Origin of the sequence: Labrys methylaminiphilus subsp. lupini, from assembly GCF_051161885.1 — a bacterium.
Taxonomy (GTDB): domain Bacteria; phylum Pseudomonadota; class Alphaproteobacteria; order Rhizobiales; family Labraceae; genus Labrys.
The window spans coordinates 4,096,234-4,114,821 of sequence record NZ_JBMDIH010000001.1; the positions used below are offsets into that span (position 1 = coordinate 4,096,234).

The window sequence follows — 18,588 nt, forward strand, 5'->3', positions numbered from 1 at the left end:
GTTACCGCCCCTTCCAGACCGGTGCGCGCCTTTCGACGAAAGCCTTGGCTCCCTCGCGTGAATCCTCGGAAAGCTGCATGGCGCGGTGCTCCGGCACCTTGCCGGCATAGACATGCTCATAGGCCTCGCGCACGCCCATGCCTTCGGTGGCGGCGAGGATGGCCTTGACCGCGGCGATGGACAGCGGCGCGTTGGCCGCGATGGTATCCGCCAACTCCCGCGCCGTGGTCATCAGCTCGGCCATCGGCACGACGCGGTTGGCGAGACCCCAGCCATGCGCTTCCTGTGCCGTGAAGCGGCGGCCAGTGAGCAACAATTCGCTGGCGATGGCGAGCGGGATGCGGCGCGGCAGGCGCTGAATGCCGCCGGCATCCGCGACGAGGCCGACGGTGACTTCCGATAAGGCGAATTCGGCGTGATCGGCCACCACCATGAGATCAGCGGCCAGCGCTAATTCGCAGCCACCAGCGATGGCGACGCCGTTGACGGCTGCGATCACCGGCTTGGTCAGTGCCCAGAAGGCGGTCAGGCCGGCAAAGCCGCCCGGCCCGAAATCGGTGTCCGGCTCTTCGGCGCCGGAAGCGGCGGCCTTCAGGTCCCAACCGGCGGAGAAGATGCGCTCGCCTCCACCCGTGAGGATCGCCACACGCAGCTCCGGATCATCCTGCAAGGTGCGGAAGGCGGCGTGCAGGGCCTTGGAGGTGGCGAGATCGATGGCATTCGCCTTCGGGCGATCCAGCGTGACCTCCAGCACCGCGCCGCGGCGTTCGAGCTTGACGGATTCAGACATGGCAATCTCCCTGGCAGGCCGGTTGCCCGCTCTAAAATCAGCAAATGGCAGAGCGAACTGGAAGTCCGCACTCCTGGTCTCAATCCAGCATGCGGACCAGCGCGTCGGCTGCGATGGCCCCACGGCCCTCGGGCAGCACGAAGAGCGGATTGACGTCGAGTTCGACCAGCCGGTCGGCATGGCGCTCGGCAAAGTCGGCGATCGCCAGGATGGCCTTGATGGTGCCGCGAATGTCGCCGCGCGGCTTGCCGCGAAAGCCTTCCAGCAGGCGGGCGACACGCAGGCTCATCAGCTTTTCTCGGATCTCCTCGGCGGTAACAGGCAGCAGCATCACGGCCGCGTCCTTGAGCATCTCAACCAGGACGCCACCGGCCCCGACGGTGAGCGTCGGCCCGAACTGGGGATCGCGCACCACGCCGACGATGAGTTCGGCGACGGCACCCTCCACCATGCGCTCGACCAGGAAGCGATCGCCGAGATGCGACATGGAGGCGACGGCATCGGTCACGTCGGCGCGCGAGCGCAGGCCTAGCTTGACGCCGCCGACATCGGATTTATGGGCGATCTTGTCGCTGTGGATCTTGATCGCCACCGGAAAGCCGAGAGCGGCAGCCGTCGAGGCGGCCTCGACCGTGCCGGCGATACGGCTGGGCGGCAGCTCCAAGCCGTGACGGCCGAGCAAATGCTTGGATTCATATTCGCTGAGCAGGCGCGCCTTGCCGACCTCGATGCGCGCGACCTTGCGCAGGGGGACGAGCTTCTCCCAGCCTGCGCGCGCCGTGGTGAAGTCGACGCCGTGGGTGATGGCGGTCAGCGCGTCGCCCATGCCCTGCATCGGCAGCACGCCATCGGCGAGCAGCGCCTTGGCATCTTCCTCCTGCATGTTCTCCGGAAGCGAAGAAACCACGGCGGCGCGGGCACCCGATGCTGCGGCAGCCCGAGTGATCGCCGCGCGGGCGGCGGCAAAGCCGCCATCCGGCACCAGGCCGCGATCGGTGCGCGGCTGATCCAGCACCAGCAGGTTGAGGTCGAAGCCCGAGTTCAGCATCTCGGTGAAAACCGCCTCGTTGGCCGGCTCATTGCCCCAGATATAGGTGTGGTAGTCGAGCGGGTTGGAAATATGCACCTTGTCGGTGAGCAATTCCTGCAGGCGCGCCGCGTTCTCCGGCGGGATCGGCGCGAAATCGAGATCCCGGTCGGCCGCGAGGTCGGCAATCAGGGCCGCCTCGCCGCCCGAGCAGCTCATCGAGGAGATGCGCTTGCCGGGCAGGCCACCGAACAGATGCATGAGCTTCAGCGTCTCGACGAAGGCCGGTACATCGATGACGCGGGCGACACCATAGCGGGCGAACAGGGCGTTGTAGAGCGCATCGGCACCGGCGAGCGAGGAGGTGTGGCTCATGGCGATCTCGGAGCCGATCTCCGAGCGGCCCGTCTTCAGGACCACGAGCGGCACGCCCTTTTCCAGCGCCTTGATCGCCGCCTTGGAGAACAGGGCGACATCATCGATCGATTCCACATGCAGCCCGATGGCGGTGACGCGCTCGTCCGCCAGCAGCGCCTCGATATAGTCGCCATGATCGCCGACCGCCTTGTTGCCGACGGCGATGACATAGGCGATCGGCAAGGCGCGCCGCTGCATGGTCATGTTGAGGGCGATATTGCCGGACTGGGTGATGATGGCGACGCCCTTCTCCACCCGCTCGGCGCCATGGGTATCGGGCCAGAGCACGCAGCCATCGAGCAGGTTGAGCACTCCATAGCAATTGGGGCCGACGATCGGCATGCCCTTGGCGAGCTCGACCAGTTTCTTCTGAAGCGCCGCGCCCTCCTCGCCGACTTCGGCGAAACCGGCGGCATAGCAGACGGCCGCGCCGGCTCCCCGCTCGGCGAGGGCCGCGACGATGTCGACTGTGGGCTCGCGCGGCGTCGCCACGAAGACCGCGTCGGGCGCCTCCGGCAGATCCGCTACGGTCTTGTAGGCCTTGTGTCCCGCGATTTCGGTCTTGTCGGGATGAATGGGCCAGATCGGTCCGGCATAGCCGATGCGGTCGCATTCGCGGATGATCACGGACGCCAATCGCCCCCCCGCGACGGCGATATGGCGGGGTTTGAGCAGGCGGCGGAGGCCATCGACGACGGACATGCGGTAGGACCTATCGAGACAAAGCGGGCGGGAAACCTCGCACCCTAGGGAGGAGGCGTTGCTACAAGGTTGACGAGCGCGGCATCGGCGTCAATCTGCTCATGTAGATTGATACCGCTTCGCGTAAAAATTCTGTCATGGACCGCCCTTATCGACGATGGTCTCATAGATGCGGATTGCGTGGTCGATACCGCGCAACCAATCCGGCATTGATCTCCTGGGCGCCCGGCATATTGGCGCTGCGATAGATCGGAGCATTGCCGCCCTCGGCCTGCAGGCGCGCAGCCGCCTCCGCAAAGACCGCGTTGAGCAGGGCCGCGCCAATCGAGGTCGACACCGGGCCGGTGCGCAATTCGCTGCCTGGCAGCACCATCACGGCATCGCCGGGCGGAGCGCCATTGTCGAGCACGACATCGGCCAGATCGGCAAGCCGGGGCCGGCCCCGCGCCACCTGGCTCGAATAAGCGAGCGAGGTGATGGCGACGATGGTGGCGCCGGTAGCCTTGCCGATCTCCGCCGCCTCGATGATGGCGGCGTTGACACCGCTGTTGGAGGCGATGAACAGCACGTCCTTGGCCCCGATCGGATAGCGCGCCAGCACGGGAGCGACCAGGCCCGGGATCCGCTCGAAGACCGTGCTGGCCACCGAGCCGTCATGCAGCATGGTCACCGCCGACAGGATCGGCACGGTCAGTGCGAGGCCGCCGGCGCGGTAGTGCGCCTCCTCCGCCAGCATGTGACTGTGGCCGGTGCCGAAGACATAAACCAGGCCGTCCTGCCGAGCCGTGCGCTCGACGGCGGCTGCCGCTGCCGCGATCGCCTCGGCATTGGCCCAGAACAGGGCTCCGATGCGCCGGGTGAGCTCGGCGAGATAGGCGGCGGCGGTCGGTATTTCGGTCATGGCAATCTTCCGGGAACTGGCTATTGCATGCGGGAGAGGTGTTCCTTCCTGCACGATCATGATGCTCCCGCCAAGCATTGCCTCTCATCCAAGCGCCGCCGTTTACCGCCGCCTCAACGCCCCTCATGCGGGCGCAGCATCTGGCGCGCGATGATCAGGCGCTGGATCTCGCTGGTGCCGTCCCAGATGCGCTCGACCCGGGCATCCTTCCACCAGCCGGCGATCGGCAGGGTGTCCATGAGGCCCATGCCGCCGAAGGTCTGGATGGCGCGATCGGTCAGCTTGCCCAGCATCTCGGACGCCGCCAGCTTGGCCATTGCGAAATCGGCATCGGTGGCCTTGCCCTGGTCGAGCAGCCAGGCGGCCCGCAGGGTGAGAAGATCGGCCGCCTCCAGCTCCACCGCGAGATCCGCCAGCGGGAAGGAGATGCCCTGGAACTGCGAGATCGCCTGGCCGAACTGCTTGCGCTGGCCGGCCCAGGCCAGTGTCTCGTCCATGACGCGGCGCGCCCGGCCGACGGAAGTGGCCGCCACGGTGAGGCGGGTGGCGCCCAGCCATTCGCTCATCAGGTCGAAGCCCTTGCCTTCCTCGCCGAGAAGCTGGTCGGCCGGAATGACGCAGTCGTCGAAATAGAGCTCGCAATTGTGGTAACCGCGATGCGACAGCGCATGCGGGCCTGGGCGCACGGTCAGGCCGGGCGTATCCTTGTCGACCAGGAAGCCGGAGATCTGATTGCGCGGGCCGCGCTTGGTCTCCTCGGTTCCGGTGACGGCGAACAGGATGATGAAATCGGCCTTGTCGGCATGGCTGATGAAATGCTTCTGGCCGTTGATGACGTAGCTGTCCCCTTTACGGACAGCCTTGGTCTTCATCGAGCGCACGTCGGAGCCGGCGCCCGGCTCGGTCATCGCCAGACAGTCGACGCGCTCGCCACGAATCGCGGGCAGCAGCCAGCGCTGGCGCTGGGCGCCTTTGCAGCCCTGGAGAATGTTGGAGGGACGGGCCACCACCATCTGCAGGCCGTAATTGGCCCGGCCAAGCTCGCGCTCCAGAAGTGCGACGCCGACGGCGTCGAGACCACCGCCCCCTAGTTCCACCGGCATGTTGGCGGCGTAGAGGCCGAGTTCCATCGCCTTCTTCTTGATCCCGGCGGCGAGGTCGTCGGGCACTTCGTCGGTACGCTCGACCAGCGCCTCATGCGGATAGAGCTCTTCCTCGACGAAACGGCGCACCGTTTCGACCAGCATGTCCTGCTCTTCGGTCAATGCGAACTGCATCGGCGTTTCCCCTCCAGTCGAGCGGAATTCGATTCGCGCCCATCGATCGGCGCTCGAAACTTCCAGCAAATGAAGGCGCCATTTCTAGTCTTTTCAGGGCGCCCTTCATGCCGATCGCGACATGGATCAGGCGTATTGCGACGCGTCCATCTCGATGATGGTGGTGACCGGCGCACCGGCCGCGGCAAGCAGGGCTTCCTTGACCTCGTCGAGGGAGCGGGCGGCGACATGCTTGGCCCCGAAGGCCTTGGCGGCGGCACTGAAATCGGTCGCCTGCAGACGCACGCCGAGCGGGGCGATCTGATTGCGGATCATATATTCCTCGATCTCGCCATAGCGCTGGTCGTTCCACAAGAGCACGATGATCGGCGTACCGGCGTCGGCCGCGCTGGCAAGTTCGGGCAGCGTGAACTGCAGGCCGCCATCGCCGATGATGCAAACCACCGGCACCGTGGGACGGCCGACCTTGGCGCCGACGGCGGCCGGCAGGGCATAGCCAAGCGTGCCGAAGCCGGTTGCCGCGCTCATCCAGCGTCGGGCCGCCGGCGGTTCGGCCATGAAGTTGCCGCCATAGCTGGCCGCGGTTGAGTCGGCCGCGACGACGGCCTCCGGTAGTACCTGCCAGATCGCGTCGAGCAGCGGACGATGCCGGACATAGCGCGGGTCTGCCCCGTCGAGGCGCGCGGCCTGCAGCTGTTTGGCATAGGCCGCCCCGCCCTCGGCCGTCTTTACCAGCGGCGCCAGCGCGGCGGCAAAGCGGCCGGCATCGCCCACCACCGGAAGGATCGGGCGGGCATTGCGATGCAGCTGGCGCGGATCGATGTCGACGCGGATCACCGCCCCGTTCAGCTTCAGCCCCTCGAGTTCGTACCAGAATTCCGTCTCGCCGAGCTCGGTGCCGAGGGCCAGCACGAGATCGGCCTCGCCGATCGCCTGATGCAGCGCCGGCGTGAGCATGCAGCCGCCGGCCAGCAGCGGATGACCTGATGGCAGGATGCCCTTGGCATTGGCGGTGAGCAGCGTAGCGGCGCCCAGCTTCTCGATCAGCCCGCGAACGGCATCGCCACCTGTGACGGCACCACCACCGGCGATCACCAGCGGCTTTCTCGCCTTGGCGATCAAAGCGGCCGCGGCTTCGACGTCATCGGCGCGCGGCACCGGCGGCCCCGCCGGCTTGCGCATGGCGGTCACGGGGGCCGGGAAGGGTTCGGACAACAGGTCGATCGGAATCTCGATCAGCACCGGGCCGGGTCGCGAGGAGGCCATGAAGGCGAAGGCCTCGTCGAAAGCGGGAATGAGCTGATCCTTCGTCCAGATCGTCAAGGCGAGTGCGGACACCTCGCGGCCGACCACGGACTGGCCGCGTAATTCGTGAAGGCGTCCCTCGCCGCGACCAAGGGTCTGGCGCGGGTTCAGCGTGGTGATCACCAGCATGGGGATGCTGTCGGCCAGGGCCTGCCCCATCGCCGTGGCGATGTTGAGAAGCCCGGGGCCGGTGACGATGAAGCAGGCGGCGGGCTTGCCGGTCGCCCTGGCATAGCCATCAGCCATGAAGCCGGCGCCCTGCTCGTGGCGCGGCGTGATGTGGGTGAGCCCGGAGCCGGGAATGCCGCGATAAAGCTCGACCGTGTGCACGCCGGGAATGCCGAACACCGTGTCGATGCCGCGTTCGACCAACAATTGCGGAATGAGCGTGCCGAGATGAGGATGTTCGGCCATGGTTCCCCCGGGAATGGATTTGTCTTTGATTGGATCGGTCTTGCAGAACTATCGCCTTCTCCCCTTGCGGGTGTCGTCAACTCAAGAGAGTTGACGACACCCGCAAGGGGAGAAGGGAACGTAGGCTCAGGCGGCCTTGCCCTGGCTCAGCCGGATCGCGAGGCGAACCATGCGGCTGGCAGCCTCGCGCAGTTGCGAGGCATCGGAACTGAGGGCGACGCGGACATGGCCCGCCGCCTGCTGGCCGAAGGAAGCGCCGGGCATGACGGCGACCTTCTCCTCCTCGAGAAGGCGCCAGGCAAAAGCCTCGCCGTCGATGCCCGTGCCGGAGACGTCGACCATGGCGAACATGCCGCCTTCCGGCTTGGGGCAGCGCAGGCCCGGTGCATTGGCGAGCATCTCGGGCAGGATCTCGGCCCGCACCCGGAAGCTCTCAGCGCTCTCGGCGCATTCGGTGAAGGTTTCGCTGAGCGCATAGGCCGCCATGTCCTGGATGAAGGGCTGGCCGCCGAACAGCATCATCTCCGACAGCGGCAGCAGGCGCTCGATGAATTCCACCGGCCCGACGCACCAGCCGGCGCGCATGCCTGGTACCATATGCGACTTGGAGAGCGACGACACCACCACGGTGCGCTCAGCTCCCTCCGGCAGGTCGAAGGGCGAAGCGAAGGGCGCGCCATAGGACAGCATCTCATAGACTTCATCCGAGACGATCCATAGATCGTGGCGGCGGCAGACGTCGACGATGGCGGCGATCTCGTCACGCGACAGCGTGGCGCCGGTCGGGTTGTGCGGAGAGTTGAGCAGCAGGACGCGCGAGCGCGGCGTGATGCGGGCCTCCAGGTCCTCGGCGCGCAGATGGAAGCCATTGGCCGGGTCGAGCGGCACCAGCACGATGTCGGCGCCACTGGCACGGATCACGCCTTCATAGGTGGCATAAAGCGGATCGCCCACCAAGACCTCGTTGCCGGCTTCCGCCAAGGCGGCGATAGCGGCATAGAGGGCGGTCTGGGTGCCGGGCATATAGGCAGCGTTATCGGTGGTGACGGTGCGGCCGGTGCGCTTGGAATATTTGGCGGCGATCGCCTGCAGAACGGCCGGCTCGCCACGCCCGCCCGAATAGCGGATGCGACGGGCCCGGAGGCTGGCAATGGCGGTGTCGACCAGCGCCTGGGGCGCCGGCGTGTCGGGTTCACCGATGGTGAGCTCGATGATCGGCTCGCCGGCAGCGACCCGGCGGCGCGCCTCAAAATGCACGGCCCATTTCGCCGCACCCAAATCGGCCAAACGATCGGTCACGGAAGCAAAGCGCACAGTACACTCCTAAGAACAGGCCTCCCGGGATGTCGGTGTTTCGGGGAGGAGACGCATCGAGGCCAACCTGACGGACGGTTGACGACACCGAATGAGATGAGCAAGCGGATACCATGGCGCGCGATCCGGCGTAACCCCCGCGACGTCTTGCCCCAAGGGCCTGACACCAAAGGCCTGACACCAAGGCCTGGCCCCAACGCTCACGGCACGGCCAGCCTCAGCCGCCTTGCCGATGGCGCGATCTCGACGCGGCGGCCCCAGTCGAAGGCGAGATGATCGCTTTCGATGCCGTCGGCAAAAATGGTGCCGCCATCCATTTCGGAAGTCACGACGACAGGTGCATCCTCGACCAGGCCCCTGACGAGTTCGGTGCCGGTTGCCGGGCCGGGCCAGGCCTCGCGCACCAGGAAGCCGAGACGAGGCTGCACCGGCGAGAGGTCCAGGCTGGCATGGGTGGCGTTGAGGATCGAGGCTGCCCAGCCGGTCGCTCCGGTCCCCGTGGCGACGATGAGGCCGGAGGAGGATTGGCGCTCGCTTTGCTCGCCTGATGACAGCGTGTAGCGTGCCGACTGATGGCTGGCATGGCCTACGAAAATCTCGTTGAGGGCCAGCAGGCGTTCACCCTGATCGAGGCGCGCCTCCGCCATCACCCGCTCCTCCACCCGGATGCTGCCCTTCACCGCCTCCCGCAAGGCCTGCGCGGTATCGCCGACGCCGAACCGGACCAAGGCGCCGGCATTCAGGCCCGGGAAGGGGTCGATGCCGATGACGACCTGCCCATCGAGATATTTGGCGACATTGGCGACAAGACCGTCCTGCCCGACCGCCAGCACGACATCCTCGGGGCCGAAGACGAAGCGCTCGACATCGGCCCTCAGAATGGTGGCCTGGCGCCAGTCGGCCGGAATGGCGGCCCTGATGCGATGCAGCGCCTCGGTGAAACGCCGATGCATGTCCTCCACCGCTTCCAGGCTCAGGCCCTTGCGCTCCAGCACGAAGCGCGCCGCGGCAGCGCTGGTGTAGCTTGCCCGGATGCGATCGAGATCGGTCTCGCGCCTGACAAGGATGACGCGGGGGGCGAGAAGGGACATGGCGGATTCCGAGGTTGAAGGGATCGGAGGAATGTCTCCTTCACCCCTTGCGGGAGAAGGAAAACGTGGAGGCTACCCACCCTGCTTCTCGCCCTTGGCCAGGGCCGCGCCGAGCACGGTGCCGAGCTGGGCCAGTACGTCGGGGCCGAGATTGAGCGTGCCGACCTTGGCATTGACGAAGGCTTCCTTCAGGGCCTCCGCCACCGGGATCAGCACCGGCAGAGTGTTGGCGATCTCGGCTCGGACGCGTTCGCCGACGAGCTTCGCCTCGTCGAGCCGGCGGATCGCTTCGGCTTCGGCCACGGAAGCGACACCGCGTGTCACCGCCTGGCTGCGCGCCGTCAGCTCACGCGCCGTCGCCTCGCCCTCGGCTGCCACCATGTTCTTGTCGACAGCCGTGCGTGCCTGCGCGAGTTCGTTTTCGCGCTCGCGCTCGAACAGCCTGCCGCGCTCTTCCTCCAGCCGGATCTTCGCCTTGGTCTCGTTCTCGGCGATCGCAGCCTCCTTCTCGACCGCAGCGGCGCGGCGGGCAAAGGTCGCCTCGTCGGCGGCCTGCTGCAGCTTCTCCGCCGTCGGCTGGCGCAGGGCCCTCACCAGTTCCGGTGCGGGAGTGAGATCGGACAAATGAATGCCGGTGAGGGCAATGCCGATCGCCGACAGCGCTACGGTTGCGGCAAGATCCCGCTCCACCTCGGCCAGCAAAGCGCCGACGCCTTCGGCCAGCACGGCACCGATGCTGCGGGCCGAGAGGAAACGCTCGACCGTCGTCTTTACCAGACCGTCGATCAGATTCTCGACCTGGGTCAGAGGATCGGCGCGATAGGAGCCGGTGCGCAGATCGATGGAAAAATCGATGCGCTCGGCCAGTAGTGCCGGCTCTTGAGCACGCCAGCTCGCAAGCCCCTGCACGCTCACCGCCTGGAAATCAGCAGTGCGCCCGGCGACAGCAACGACATGATTGCGGTCGTCGGCCGGCACCTCGACCAGCGAAGTGCTGCCCTGGGGCGAGAACCACACGGCCTGCCCCCTGCCCGACCGGGCGAGGCGGCCTTGCCGGTAGACGCCGAGGAAGGACGAAGCCTCGACGCGGGCGTGGCTGAAGAAAGGATAGCGGCGAATGGTGGCCATGGCTGGCTCCTGGACTGGTCGAGATCGATTGGGTTCGTTGTAATTCATTAAATTACAAAGTGCAAATTGTATTTTGTATATTTATTCCACGCCGATATTGGATGTGTGTCGGACCACACATGCAGGTGGGTGGAGCGCGCAAACTCCGCCCGGGAAAGACGGAGGCCAGGCTTCTCCTACCGCCTATCCTTGGTCCGATAGCCGTGCCTGTTGCACCAGCGATAGGAACTGTGCGTGGGCGTGACGACCCCGGCACAATAATTCTCGTCGACAGAGTTCCCTGTCTGATCGAACGAACTGCTTGAAGAGGAAGGCGGTGCCGGCTCCGGCCGCGGAGGCTCCGGCAATCGGGCCGCCGCTTCGTAGTTGCCGGGTATCCTCGGCACATGGCCGATAAAAGGCTTGATGACGACTTCAGATTGCGGCGCCGTGCAGCCCGCGACGAAGACGGCAAACAAGGCAGCCGACAGAAACGAGCGCATATCTTCCTCCGCTCCGGATCGGATGTCGTTTCACCACGGATCGCACCGCCGGTCAGTTCCCGAGCGAACACGCGGTGACAGGAATGCACCTCCGCCAGCCAATAAAATCACAAATTGCATTTTGCGCCTTGCTCTTGCCTCCGCGTCCGGCTTTGCTATGGCGACTTGGTAGAATTGGCAGCGCAGGCGAGGAGCGTTCACAGACCCCGCCATTGCTCCATACTCTAGCGAATGGATGTCGAAATGCCCTCCGCTCCCCCTTCCGGGCCTGAACAGCGCCCGATCGCTACGGTCGATATCGTGCTCGTCACCTTGAACGAGGATGGCCTGCGGCTCTGCCTGCAACGGCGCGAATACGATCCCCATGCCGGCGAACTCGCCCTGATCGGCGGCTATGTCAGGCCGGAGGAGGATGCCGACATCGAGGCATCGGCGCGGCGCATCCTGGCCAACAAGGCGAGGCTCGACGGCCTCTATCTCGAACAAGTGCGCAGCTTTGGCGGTCCGCACCGCGACCCGCGCGGCTGGTCGATCGCCATCGTCTATCTCGCTTTGGTGCCGGAAGAGCGCCTGGCCGCCGCCGAGGCGGCCGGCGCGCCCCGTTTCGAGCGCATCAATCCCGACCACTGCCCGACCTTGCCCTTCGACCATGGCAGGCTGATCGCCGCCGCCCTGGCACGGCTGCGCTCGAAGGCGAGCTATTCCACCCTGCCGGCCTTCCTGCTCGGCGAGCGGTTCACTTTGCCCGAACTCAAGGCCGTCTATGAGAAGGCCATCGGCATCCCGCTCAATGACAGCGCCTTCCGCCGCAAGCTGATGGAAATGCAGATTCTCGAGGAGATCGACGCCAAGGCGAGCGCCACCGCCGAACGCAAGCGCCCGGCACAGCTTTACCGGCTGGCTAAACGCGCACTGACGGAATTCGACAGGACGGTGTGATCCAGCCTTTCTCCGTCCTGCCTCCCTAACCAAGAACCCTGCCGGCCTTCCTGGAGAATGTTCCAGTCGAGGCAGCGTCATCATCGTCTGCGAAAACAGGCCGACAGATTGAGGAGATCTTCATGCTGCGCCCGATCAATCCGCCCGGCTCCACCATTCCCGGCATCTCGCAGGCCATGCTGGTCGAAAGCGGCCGCCTGTTGCTGCTCTCGGGCCACGTCCCCTTTGACGAAGCGGGCAAGGTCGTGGGCGACGACCTCGCCTCCCAGCTCGACAAGGTCTTCGCCAATCTTCTCGCCACGCTGCAGGCGGCCGGCGCCGATTTCAGCGCCCTGGCGCGGGTGACCATCTATGTGCGGGACTACGATCCCAGCCAGTTGCCGACCATCCGGGCCGTGCGCGATCGCTGGATCGGCAAGGAGCGACCGCCGGCCAGTTCCCTCGTCGGCGTCGCCTCGCTGTTCCTGCCCGATGTCCTGGTGGAGATCGACGCCATCGCCGTGCTGCCGGACGAGAAGCCATGAACGTCTCGGCGGTGCCGGGCAGCGACGGAAAGTGCGTCATTTTCAATGGATCTTGGTTCCATCGGAGCAGGCGATACCACAACGCGCCCCCAATGTACGCCCGCCCGTCCTGATCTCACCCACCGCCCGAAGCAATGGACACGGGCCGACACCGGGCAGGTCACGCGTCTTCCCCTATAAAGTGGATACTCAAAACGCCGGGCTTCACTAAGGTCAGGCAATCCGAGACAGTACCGATCGCGAAAAACAGTGCCAATCGCGAGAAGGAGGATCGCCATGCCCCTTCGTGCGCGCGTAGGTCGCCACGCCTCGACCGGCGCCCAGTGTCAGAACTGGGCCGAAGACCAACAGATCGTCATTGCGCTCCTCAACCTCATTCCCAGGATTGACGGCGGAACCGAGGCCGGCATTGCGGGCCGTGTCGTCGGCGGCATTGCCAGCGATGCGCTCTGCAGCGCCATCCTGACGTTCCAGAAGAAATATTTTCCCGCGCAACAAACCGGCTTCATTGAACCCGTGGGCGCGGCGATCGCCAAATTGGAGGAGCTCGCGACACGTCCCTCACCGACACCGACTGCCGCTCCCATCGGGCCGTGGGGCGTGTTCCAGAGCAGATCGGTGCCGAAGGCGCTGCGCGTAGCCCTGCAGGACGATCGCCTTCTCAATCATGTCGAGATCGTCGAGATCCTGCGCGCCACCATGCAGGATGGTCGCGTGACGCAGAATGAACTCGCCGACCTGAAGATGATCAGCGAGAAATCCAACACCATCATGCCGCGTTCGAAGACAATGCTGGAGACCTTCGTCGACCAGGCCGGCAAGATGATCGCCAAATGGCCCTTCGACGTCTCCTCGGTCCAGCGCAGCTATGCCGTTGGCCGCGCCTGCGACTTCATGCGCAAGCTCGGTCGCGGCCAATGGCCCAACCTCGACCGGGACGAAGTCGGCATCGGCATCATCATCCGCGTCGCCTATCCGGGCACGCTCGACCAGAACCAGACGAATTTGTGCGGACCGGCCGCGCTGGTCTTTAACGTCCTGCGCGACCGCCCGGGAACCTATGCCGCCTACGCCTGCGACATGTACGACAAGGGCGAGGGCAAGCTCTACAACCTGCCGATCAAGCCGAAATCCGATCTGCGCCACGCCACGCCCTCGTCCTCCGACATTGCTCCGGTCGACTGGCTGACGCTGGCGAGCATCCGCAACTCCAACGACTGGGTCATTCATTACGATTCGACCGCTGGCGCGTTCTCGGGCATGACGACACCCATGGAACTGGCCTATTGGTTCGACCAGGCCGGCTACACGGACGTGCGGGAGGATGCGAACTTCTTCCGCCACCAGCGCGACACGGACAACATGAAGGAAGCCAACCGGCTGCTCGCGGCGGGCTACCATGTCGTCCTGCTCATCGGCTCCAACATGGTCGACGGCCATCAGACCCAGAGTTCGGACATCCGCGACGATCATTGGGTCGTGCTGCAATCCGAGATGAAGCTGGAGAACGGCGAGGTCAAGTTCCACATCTACACTTGGGGCGACGGCTATCGCGAGGTACCCCTGGGTGGAACGCTCAAGCTGGATGACTTCCTGATGAACTACTATGGCTATGTGGCGGCGAAGCCGTATTAGCCAACGCGACATCTTGGGCTCGCGGGCATCCTTGCCTGCCCTTGGAAAATGACAGTTGGCTAATCCCGTGAGAAAATCCGGATATTGGCGCTTCCGGCCGAAACTCCGCTTCCCCGGGCCGCCGCATTTCCCCCGGGCATAGCTCGGCCCCGAGCCATGCCGAAATGCAGACGTAAACCGATTTACTTTTTGCCTGCCGCCAGCGATATTGCAACCCAATAGATAGTTCCCAAATCGCTGATTCAAGCCATTGCCAGCCTGCGGCTCCGCGCTGCCGGCTTTCTCACTTCGTTTGTTTCGCGCCGTTCGCCCTGAAAGACTTCCCGTGACCCATCCGGCCACCGCCTCCCTCGCCGATCTGCCCGCAGACAGCTCTTCCCATCGCCATCGCGCCGCCTGGATCGAATTCGCCCTTGCCGTCGGCGCTTTCGGCGTCGGCGCCGGGGAATTCGCCTCGATGGGCATCCTGCCCAACGTCGCCAACGGTCTCCTGGTCACCGAGCCGCAGGCCGGCCACATGATCAGCGCCTATGCGCTCGGTGTGGTCGTCGGCGCGCCAGTGATCGCCGTGCTTTCGGCCCGGATGGCACGACGCACCCTGCTGCTGTGGCTGATGGTGGTATTCACCGCCGCCAATGCCGCCAGCGCCCTGGCGAACGGCTATTACCAGTTGATCGGTTTCCGCTTCCTGGCGGGCCTGCCGCACGGCGCCTATTTCGGCGTCTCCTTCCTGGTCGCCGCCGGCATGGCCGAACCCAATCGCCGCGCCCAAGCGGTCGGGCGGGTGATGATGGGAATCACGCTCGCGACGCTGGTGGGCTCCCCCCTCGCCACCTGGCTCGGCCAGGCCCTGGGCTGGCGCCTCGCTTTTGCGACCGTCGGTGCCATCGGCGCTCTTACCGCCGTGCTGATCCTGGCCTTCATGCCGCTCGACAAGGTCCAGCCGGGCGCCAGCCCGCTGCGCGAACTCGGCGCCCTCAAGCGCAAGCAGGTCTGGCTGACCCTGGCGATCCCGGCTATCGGCCTCGGTGGCATGTTCGCCGTCTACACCTATGTCGCCTCCACCCTCACCCAGCTCAGCGGTTTCTCGCCTGCTTTCGTGCCGGTGGCGCTGGTGCTGTTCGGCATCGGCATGAATGTCGGCAACATCGCCGGCTCCTGGCTGGCCGATCGCGCCCTGATGCCCACTATCGGCGGCATGCTGGTCTGGGTCACCGTGGTGATGGCGCTCTACAGTCTCACCGCGACCAACCCGTGGATGATCTCGCTCTGCATCTTCCTGATCGGCTGCAACTTCGCCATCTGCCCGGCGATCCAGACCCGCCTGATGGACGTGGCGGGCGATGCCCAGACGCTCGCGGCCGCGCTCAACCATTCGGCCTTCAACATCGCCAATGCCCTCGGTGCCTGGCTCGGCGGCGTCGCCGTCGCGGCCGGCTTCGGCTGGGCGTCGACCGGCTGGGTGGGAGCCCTCCTGGCCGTAGCCGGCCTCATGGTCTTCCTGGTGTCCTGGATCCTGGAACGAGCCGAGAGGCGCGAGCCCGAAGCCGCCGCCGTCGCGGGCTAAGAGCCAAGGGGAACCCGCTTAGAGCGTTTTCCAGAAAAGTCGACAGACTTTTCGATTAGGAAAACGCGTCTAAACAAAGGGTTAGAGACAATGACGATTCAGAGAAAAGTCATTTTGCTCTAGGCGGCCACCCCGATCGCCGGCCCTGCGGCGAAGCGGCGCCTATAGTCGCGCGGCGACAGACCCATCAGCTTGGCGAACACCTTGCGGAAGGCAGCCGGATCCTCATAGCCGACCGACCAGGCGATCTGGTCGACATTGCGATTGGTGGTTTCGAGCAGCGAGCGGGCCCTGCTGACCCGGATATGCTGGAAATATTCGGTCGGCTTCAGACCCGTCGCCTTGTGGAAGCGACGCAGGAACGTGCGCTCCTCCAGGCCAACCCTTTCAGCCATCGCGGACAGGGAAACCGGCCGCATGTCTTCCTCGGCTTCCTCCTGGTCCTGCAGCCAGCGCTGTACCTTGAGCACGGCTTCATCGCCATGGCGCAGATTGGGCACGAAGCTCGAGTAATAGCGCTGTTCTCGTCCGGGCGGATCGACCAACAGAAAGCGTGCGGTTTCCAGCATCACCTCCGGCCCCAGCACCCGATCCACCAGCGTCAGCCCGAGATCCGTCCAGGCCATGATGCCACCGGCTGTAATGATATCGCCATCGTCGACGATCATCTTGTCCGTATCGATCAGGATATCGGGAAAGCGCTGGGACAGGGCCTGGGCAAAGCTCCAATGCGTGGTGACCAGCCGCCCGGCCAACAGACCGGTCTCTGCAAGCAGGAAGGCGCCGGCGCAGACCGAGCACAGCATGGCGCCCTCGTCATGGCGCTGGCGCAGCCAGGCGGCGAAGGGAGCAGAGACGGCATGGGACGGCAAATCGCCGAGCCCCGGCAGGGCAACGATCGCCACCGGCTTGTGGGGCGCCTGACCATGGCTGTCCGCCACGCATTCGATGCCGCCACCCTCGGCGATCTTCCATTGGGAGACACGAATGCCGATACTCGCATCGCCAGCCCTGCGGCGTGCGATGTCGTTGGCGGCGTCGAAAAGATCGACCATGCCGTAGACAGCGGCCGTGCGCACACCAGGATACAGCAGCAGGCCAATCTCAGGTAGAGTGCTACCCATCGCCATTTGTCAGTTTTGCCCCGAACAATGTCAGTTTCGCCAATCCGTATCACGCCCATGGCGCGCTATTCAATGTTTCACAAGGCCGCCACGTACCGAGGCGCCCCGCATTTCAACCCAGCAGGAGACGGACGATGAGCACGATCACCACCGAAGACGGCACCCAGATCTACTATCGAGATTTCGGCAGCGGGCAGCCCGTGGTGTTTTCGCATGGCTGGCCTCTGAGCGCCGATGCCTGGGACGCCCAGATGGTGTTCCTCGGACAGCACGGCTACCGGGTGATCGCGCATGATCGCCGCAGCCATGGCCGCTCGACCCAGACCTGGGACGGCAACCACATGGACCAGTATGCCGACGATCTCGCCGAACTTATAGAGGAACTGAACCTCAAGGATGCCGTTCTCGTCGGCCACTCCACCGGCGGCGGCGAAGTTACCCGCTATCTCGGCCGCCACGGCACCAAGCGCGTCGCCAAGGCCGTGCTGGTCGGCGCCGTGCCGCCCCTGATGCTGAAGACCGACGCCAATCCCGGCGGCCTGCCGATCGAAGTCTTCGACGGCATCCGCAAGGGCACCTTCGACAACCGCTCGCAGTTCTACAAGGACCTGACCCTGCCCTTCTACGGCTACAACCGTCCGGGTGCGCAGGTTTCCGAGGGTGCGCGCGAATCCTTCTGGCTGCAGGGCATGCTGGGCGGCCTCAAGGGCCAGTTCGACTGCATCAAGCAGTTCTCGGAGACCGATTTCACCGAGGATCTGAAGAAGATCGACGTGCCGACCCTGATCATTCATGGCGACGACGACCAGATCGTGCCGATCGGCGCTGCCGCACATCTGTCGGTCAAGCTCATCCCCAACGCCACCCTCAAGGTCTATCCGGGCGGCTCGCACGGCCTGACCCTGACGCAGCAGGACCAGTTCAACGCCGACCTGCTCGCCTTCATCAAGGGGTGATGCAAGCCGGAAAAGACGCAGACAACCTTCTCCCCCCGCGGGAGAAGGTTTTGTTGCGGTTCTTTCTGCCTGCCTTCAGCCTCGCGCCTTCTCGGCCAAGTGCACCAGGGTCAACCGCAGGGCCGTGGCGTCCAGGACGGGCTTGTCGAAGACAAGGCGCAGCGTGTCGTCGGCAAAGGCGAGATCCAGGCCTTCGGGATCGATGCCGGTGATGCGCCACGGCCCCTCGCGGCCACCGAGCAGCTTGGTGGCGTACAGCCTGACCGCGTCGGCATGGTCCGCGTTCATATGCTCGATCGCCCCTGCCTCCGCCGTGCGCAGGGCCTCAGCGCCGGCGACATCGCTGAGGAGTTCCTCGGCCGACAACAGCGCAGCACGCGCAAAACCGCCATTGAGATGGCCACCGCCTACCGTCACGCGGAAGAAGCTGAAATCGGGAAAATCGGCATAGAGCGCTGATTTGGGGTGCCGGGCGAGGAAGCGGGCCTTGCAGTGAGCCTTGGCGCCCTCCTCCTCGACGATCTCGGCCAGTCCTTTCACGGTCAAGCGGGCATGGGCGAGCGGATCGCCCTTGCCGCCTTCGCTCAGCAACAGGGAAATACGTGCATCCTTCTCGATATTTGTGCGGTGAGCCGCCAGTTTCGACAGGAGCAGCAGCGGCGCGCCGTCGAAGTCGGTGGCGACGTTGACGAGGCTGGCGAAGGGGGAGCCGTCGGCCGAATCGAGCGTCGCCAGCGCGCCGGCGCGGACACGCCGCAACAGAGTCTTGGCCTCCGTGACGGGCTCGAAATCGGCAGGCTGGTTCGCCGGGACCGGCTGGCCGGGCAGACGCGTGGTATCGCTCGAAGACATCGCTCTAGAAGACTCGGTTGGATTGAGAAGATACGAAAATGCCGTTTTGCTGCCGACTGGCAACAAGAAGTACCGTTTTGAACCGATAATTGTCACACTTCCGCCGGTTTAGGCGTAGAATGGCAAGGCAAGTATGGTGATTT

Annotated in this window: 16 protein-coding genes; 5 read left to right on the top strand and 11 right to left on the bottom strand. The window is 65.2% G+C overall.

Annotated elements, in window-relative coordinates; genetic code table 11:
* Position 1: 1 nt before the first annotated feature.
* The 9 genes from ACN6KF_RS19370 to ACN6KF_RS19410 all read right to left on the bottom strand — a co-directional run bounded on the left by ACN6KF_RS19370 (position 2) and on the right by ACN6KF_RS19410 (position 10,848).
* Entirely contained in the window at positions 2-790 is a 789-nt protein-coding gene (locus tag ACN6KF_RS19370; RefSeq protein WP_434958413.1) for an enoyl-CoA hydratase-related protein, read from the bottom strand.
* 79 nt (positions 791-869) lie between these two features.
* A complete protein-coding gene (locus ACN6KF_RS19375) occupies positions 870-2,936 on the bottom strand; it encodes an acetate--CoA ligase family protein (RefSeq protein WP_434958414.1) in 2,067 nt (688 codons plus the stop codon).
* Positions 2,937-3,099: 163 nt separating this feature from the next.
* Entirely contained in the window at positions 3,100-3,837 is a 738-nt protein-coding gene (locus ACN6KF_RS19380) for an SIS domain-containing protein (RefSeq protein ID WP_434958415.1), read from the bottom strand.
* Positions 3,838-3,950: 113 nt separating this feature from the next.
* Positions 3,951-5,114, bottom strand: a complete 1,164-nt coding sequence (locus tag ACN6KF_RS19385) for an acyl-CoA dehydrogenase family protein (protein WP_434958416.1) — start codon at positions 5,112-5,114, stop codon at positions 3,951-3,953.
* A gap of 126 nt (positions 5,115-5,240) precedes the next feature.
* Positions 5,241-6,833, bottom strand: coding sequence for a 5-guanidino-2-oxopentanoate decarboxylase (locus ACN6KF_RS19390; RefSeq protein WP_434958417.1), 1,593 nt, complete (start codon positions 6,831-6,833; stop codon positions 5,241-5,243).
* A gap of 126 nt (positions 6,834-6,959) precedes the next feature.
* The gene (locus tag ACN6KF_RS19395; protein ID WP_434958418.1) at positions 6,960-8,147 is read right to left on the bottom strand and encodes a pyridoxal phosphate-dependent aminotransferase; all 1,188 of its coding nucleotides are present in this window, start codon (positions 8,145-8,147) and stop codon (positions 6,960-6,962) included.
* A gap of 200 nt (positions 8,148-8,347) precedes the next feature.
* A complete protein-coding gene (locus ACN6KF_RS19400; RefSeq protein WP_434958419.1) occupies positions 8,348-9,238 on the bottom strand; it encodes an NAD(+)/NADH kinase in 891 nt (296 codons plus the stop codon).
* A gap of 72 nt (positions 9,239-9,310) precedes the next feature.
* The gene (locus ACN6KF_RS19405) at positions 9,311-10,366 is read right to left on the bottom strand and encodes an SPFH domain-containing protein (RefSeq protein ID WP_434958420.1); all 1,056 of its coding nucleotides are present in this window, start codon (positions 10,364-10,366) and stop codon (positions 9,311-9,313) included.
* A gap of 176 nt (positions 10,367-10,542) precedes the next feature.
* Complete coding sequence (locus tag ACN6KF_RS19410) at positions 10,543-10,848, bottom strand: hypothetical protein (RefSeq protein ID WP_434958421.1); 306 nt, start codon at positions 10,846-10,848, stop codon at positions 10,543-10,545.
* Positions 10,849-11,091: 243 nt separating this feature from the next.
* Between ACN6KF_RS19410 and ACN6KF_RS19415 the strand changes: the two genes are divergently transcribed.
* From ACN6KF_RS19415 to ACN6KF_RS19430, 4 genes are all read left to right on the top strand, one after another.
* On the top strand, positions 11,092-11,787 hold the full coding sequence (locus ACN6KF_RS19415; protein ID WP_434958422.1) for an NUDIX hydrolase: 696 nt from the start codon (positions 11,092-11,094) through the stop codon (positions 11,785-11,787).
* 122 nt (positions 11,788-11,909) lie between these two features.
* Positions 11,910-12,311 (top strand): RidA family protein, encoded by a 402-nt coding sequence (locus ACN6KF_RS19420; protein ID WP_434958423.1) that lies wholly within the window; start codon positions 11,910-11,912, stop codon positions 12,309-12,311.
* 276 nt (positions 12,312-12,587) lie between these two features.
* The gene (locus tag ACN6KF_RS19425) at positions 12,588-13,946 is read left to right on the top strand and encodes a hypothetical protein (RefSeq protein ID WP_434958424.1); all 1,359 of its coding nucleotides are present in this window, start codon (positions 12,588-12,590) and stop codon (positions 13,944-13,946) included.
* Between the two features lie 325 nt (positions 13,947-14,271).
* Positions 14,272-15,513, top strand: a complete 1,242-nt coding sequence (locus tag ACN6KF_RS19430; protein ID WP_434958425.1) for an MFS transporter — start codon at positions 14,272-14,274, stop codon at positions 15,511-15,513.
* 119 nt (positions 15,514-15,632) lie between these two features.
* Here ACN6KF_RS19430 and ACN6KF_RS19435 read toward each other — a convergent pair whose 3' ends face one another.
* Positions 15,633-16,643, bottom strand: coding sequence for a GlxA family transcriptional regulator (locus tag ACN6KF_RS19435; protein WP_434958426.1), 1,011 nt, complete (start codon positions 16,641-16,643; stop codon positions 15,633-15,635).
* Positions 16,644-16,771: 128 nt separating this feature from the next.
* Here ACN6KF_RS19435 and ACN6KF_RS19440 point away from each other — a divergent pair, with 128 nt between their 5' ends.
* Entirely contained in the window at positions 16,772-17,593 is an 822-nt protein-coding gene (locus ACN6KF_RS19440) for an alpha/beta fold hydrolase (protein WP_434958427.1), read from the top strand.
* Between the two features lie 75 nt (positions 17,594-17,668).
* Here ACN6KF_RS19440 and ACN6KF_RS19445 read toward each other — a convergent pair whose 3' ends face one another.
* Positions 17,669-18,445, bottom strand: coding sequence for a HugZ family pyridoxamine 5'-phosphate oxidase (locus ACN6KF_RS19445; protein ID WP_434958428.1), 777 nt, complete (start codon positions 18,443-18,445; stop codon positions 17,669-17,671).
* Positions 18,446-18,588: the final 143 nt, after the last annotated feature.

Bases quoted from the DNA above. Each gene is read 5' to 3' on its own strand.
- ACN6KF_RS19370 (WP_434958413.1), bottom strand. From the start codon at position 790: ATGTCTGAATCCGTCAAGCTCGAACGCCGCGGCGCGGTGCTGGAGGTC.
- ACN6KF_RS19375 (WP_434958414.1), bottom strand. From the start codon at position 2,936: ATGTCCGTCGTCGATGGCCTCCGCCGCCTGCTCAAACCCCGCCATATC.
- ACN6KF_RS19380 (WP_434958415.1), bottom strand. From the start codon at position 3,837: ATGACCGAAATACCGACCGCCGCCGCCTATCTCGCCGAGCTCACCCGG.
- ACN6KF_RS19385 (WP_434958416.1), bottom strand. From the start codon at position 5,114: ATGCAGTTCGCATTGACCGAAGAGCAGGACATGCTGGTCGAAACGGTG.
- ACN6KF_RS19390 (WP_434958417.1), bottom strand. From the start codon at position 6,833: ATGGCCGAACATCCTCATCTCGGCACGCTCATTCCGCAATTGTTGGTC.
- ACN6KF_RS19400 (WP_434958419.1), bottom strand. From the start codon at position 9,238: ATGTCCCTTCTCGCCCCCCGCGTCATCCTTGTCAGGCGCGAGACCGAT.
- ACN6KF_RS19405 (WP_434958420.1), bottom strand. From the start codon at position 10,366: ATGGCCACCATTCGCCGCTATCCTTTCTTCAGCCACGCCCGCGTCGAG.
- ACN6KF_RS19410 (WP_434958421.1), bottom strand. From the start codon at position 10,848: ATGCGCTCGTTTCTGTCGGCTGCCTTGTTTGCCGTCTTCGTCGCGGGC.
- ACN6KF_RS19415 (WP_434958422.1), top strand. From the start codon at position 11,092: ATGCCCTCCGCTCCCCCTTCCGGGCCTGAACAGCGCCCGATCGCTACG.
- ACN6KF_RS19420 (WP_434958423.1), top strand. From the start codon at position 11,910: ATGCTGCGCCCGATCAATCCGCCCGGCTCCACCATTCCCGGCATCTCG.
- ACN6KF_RS19425 (WP_434958424.1), top strand. From the start codon at position 12,588: ATGCCCCTTCGTGCGCGCGTAGGTCGCCACGCCTCGACCGGCGCCCAG.
- ACN6KF_RS19435 (WP_434958426.1), bottom strand. From the start codon at position 16,643: ATGGCGATGGGTAGCACTCTACCTGAGATTGGCCTGCTGCTGTATCCT.
- ACN6KF_RS19440 (WP_434958427.1), top strand. From the start codon at position 16,772: ATGAGCACGATCACCACCGAAGACGGCACCCAGATCTACTATCGAGAT.
- ACN6KF_RS19445 (WP_434958428.1), bottom strand. From the start codon at position 18,445: ATGTCTTCGAGCGATACCACGCGTCTGCCCGGCCAGCCGGTCCCGGCG.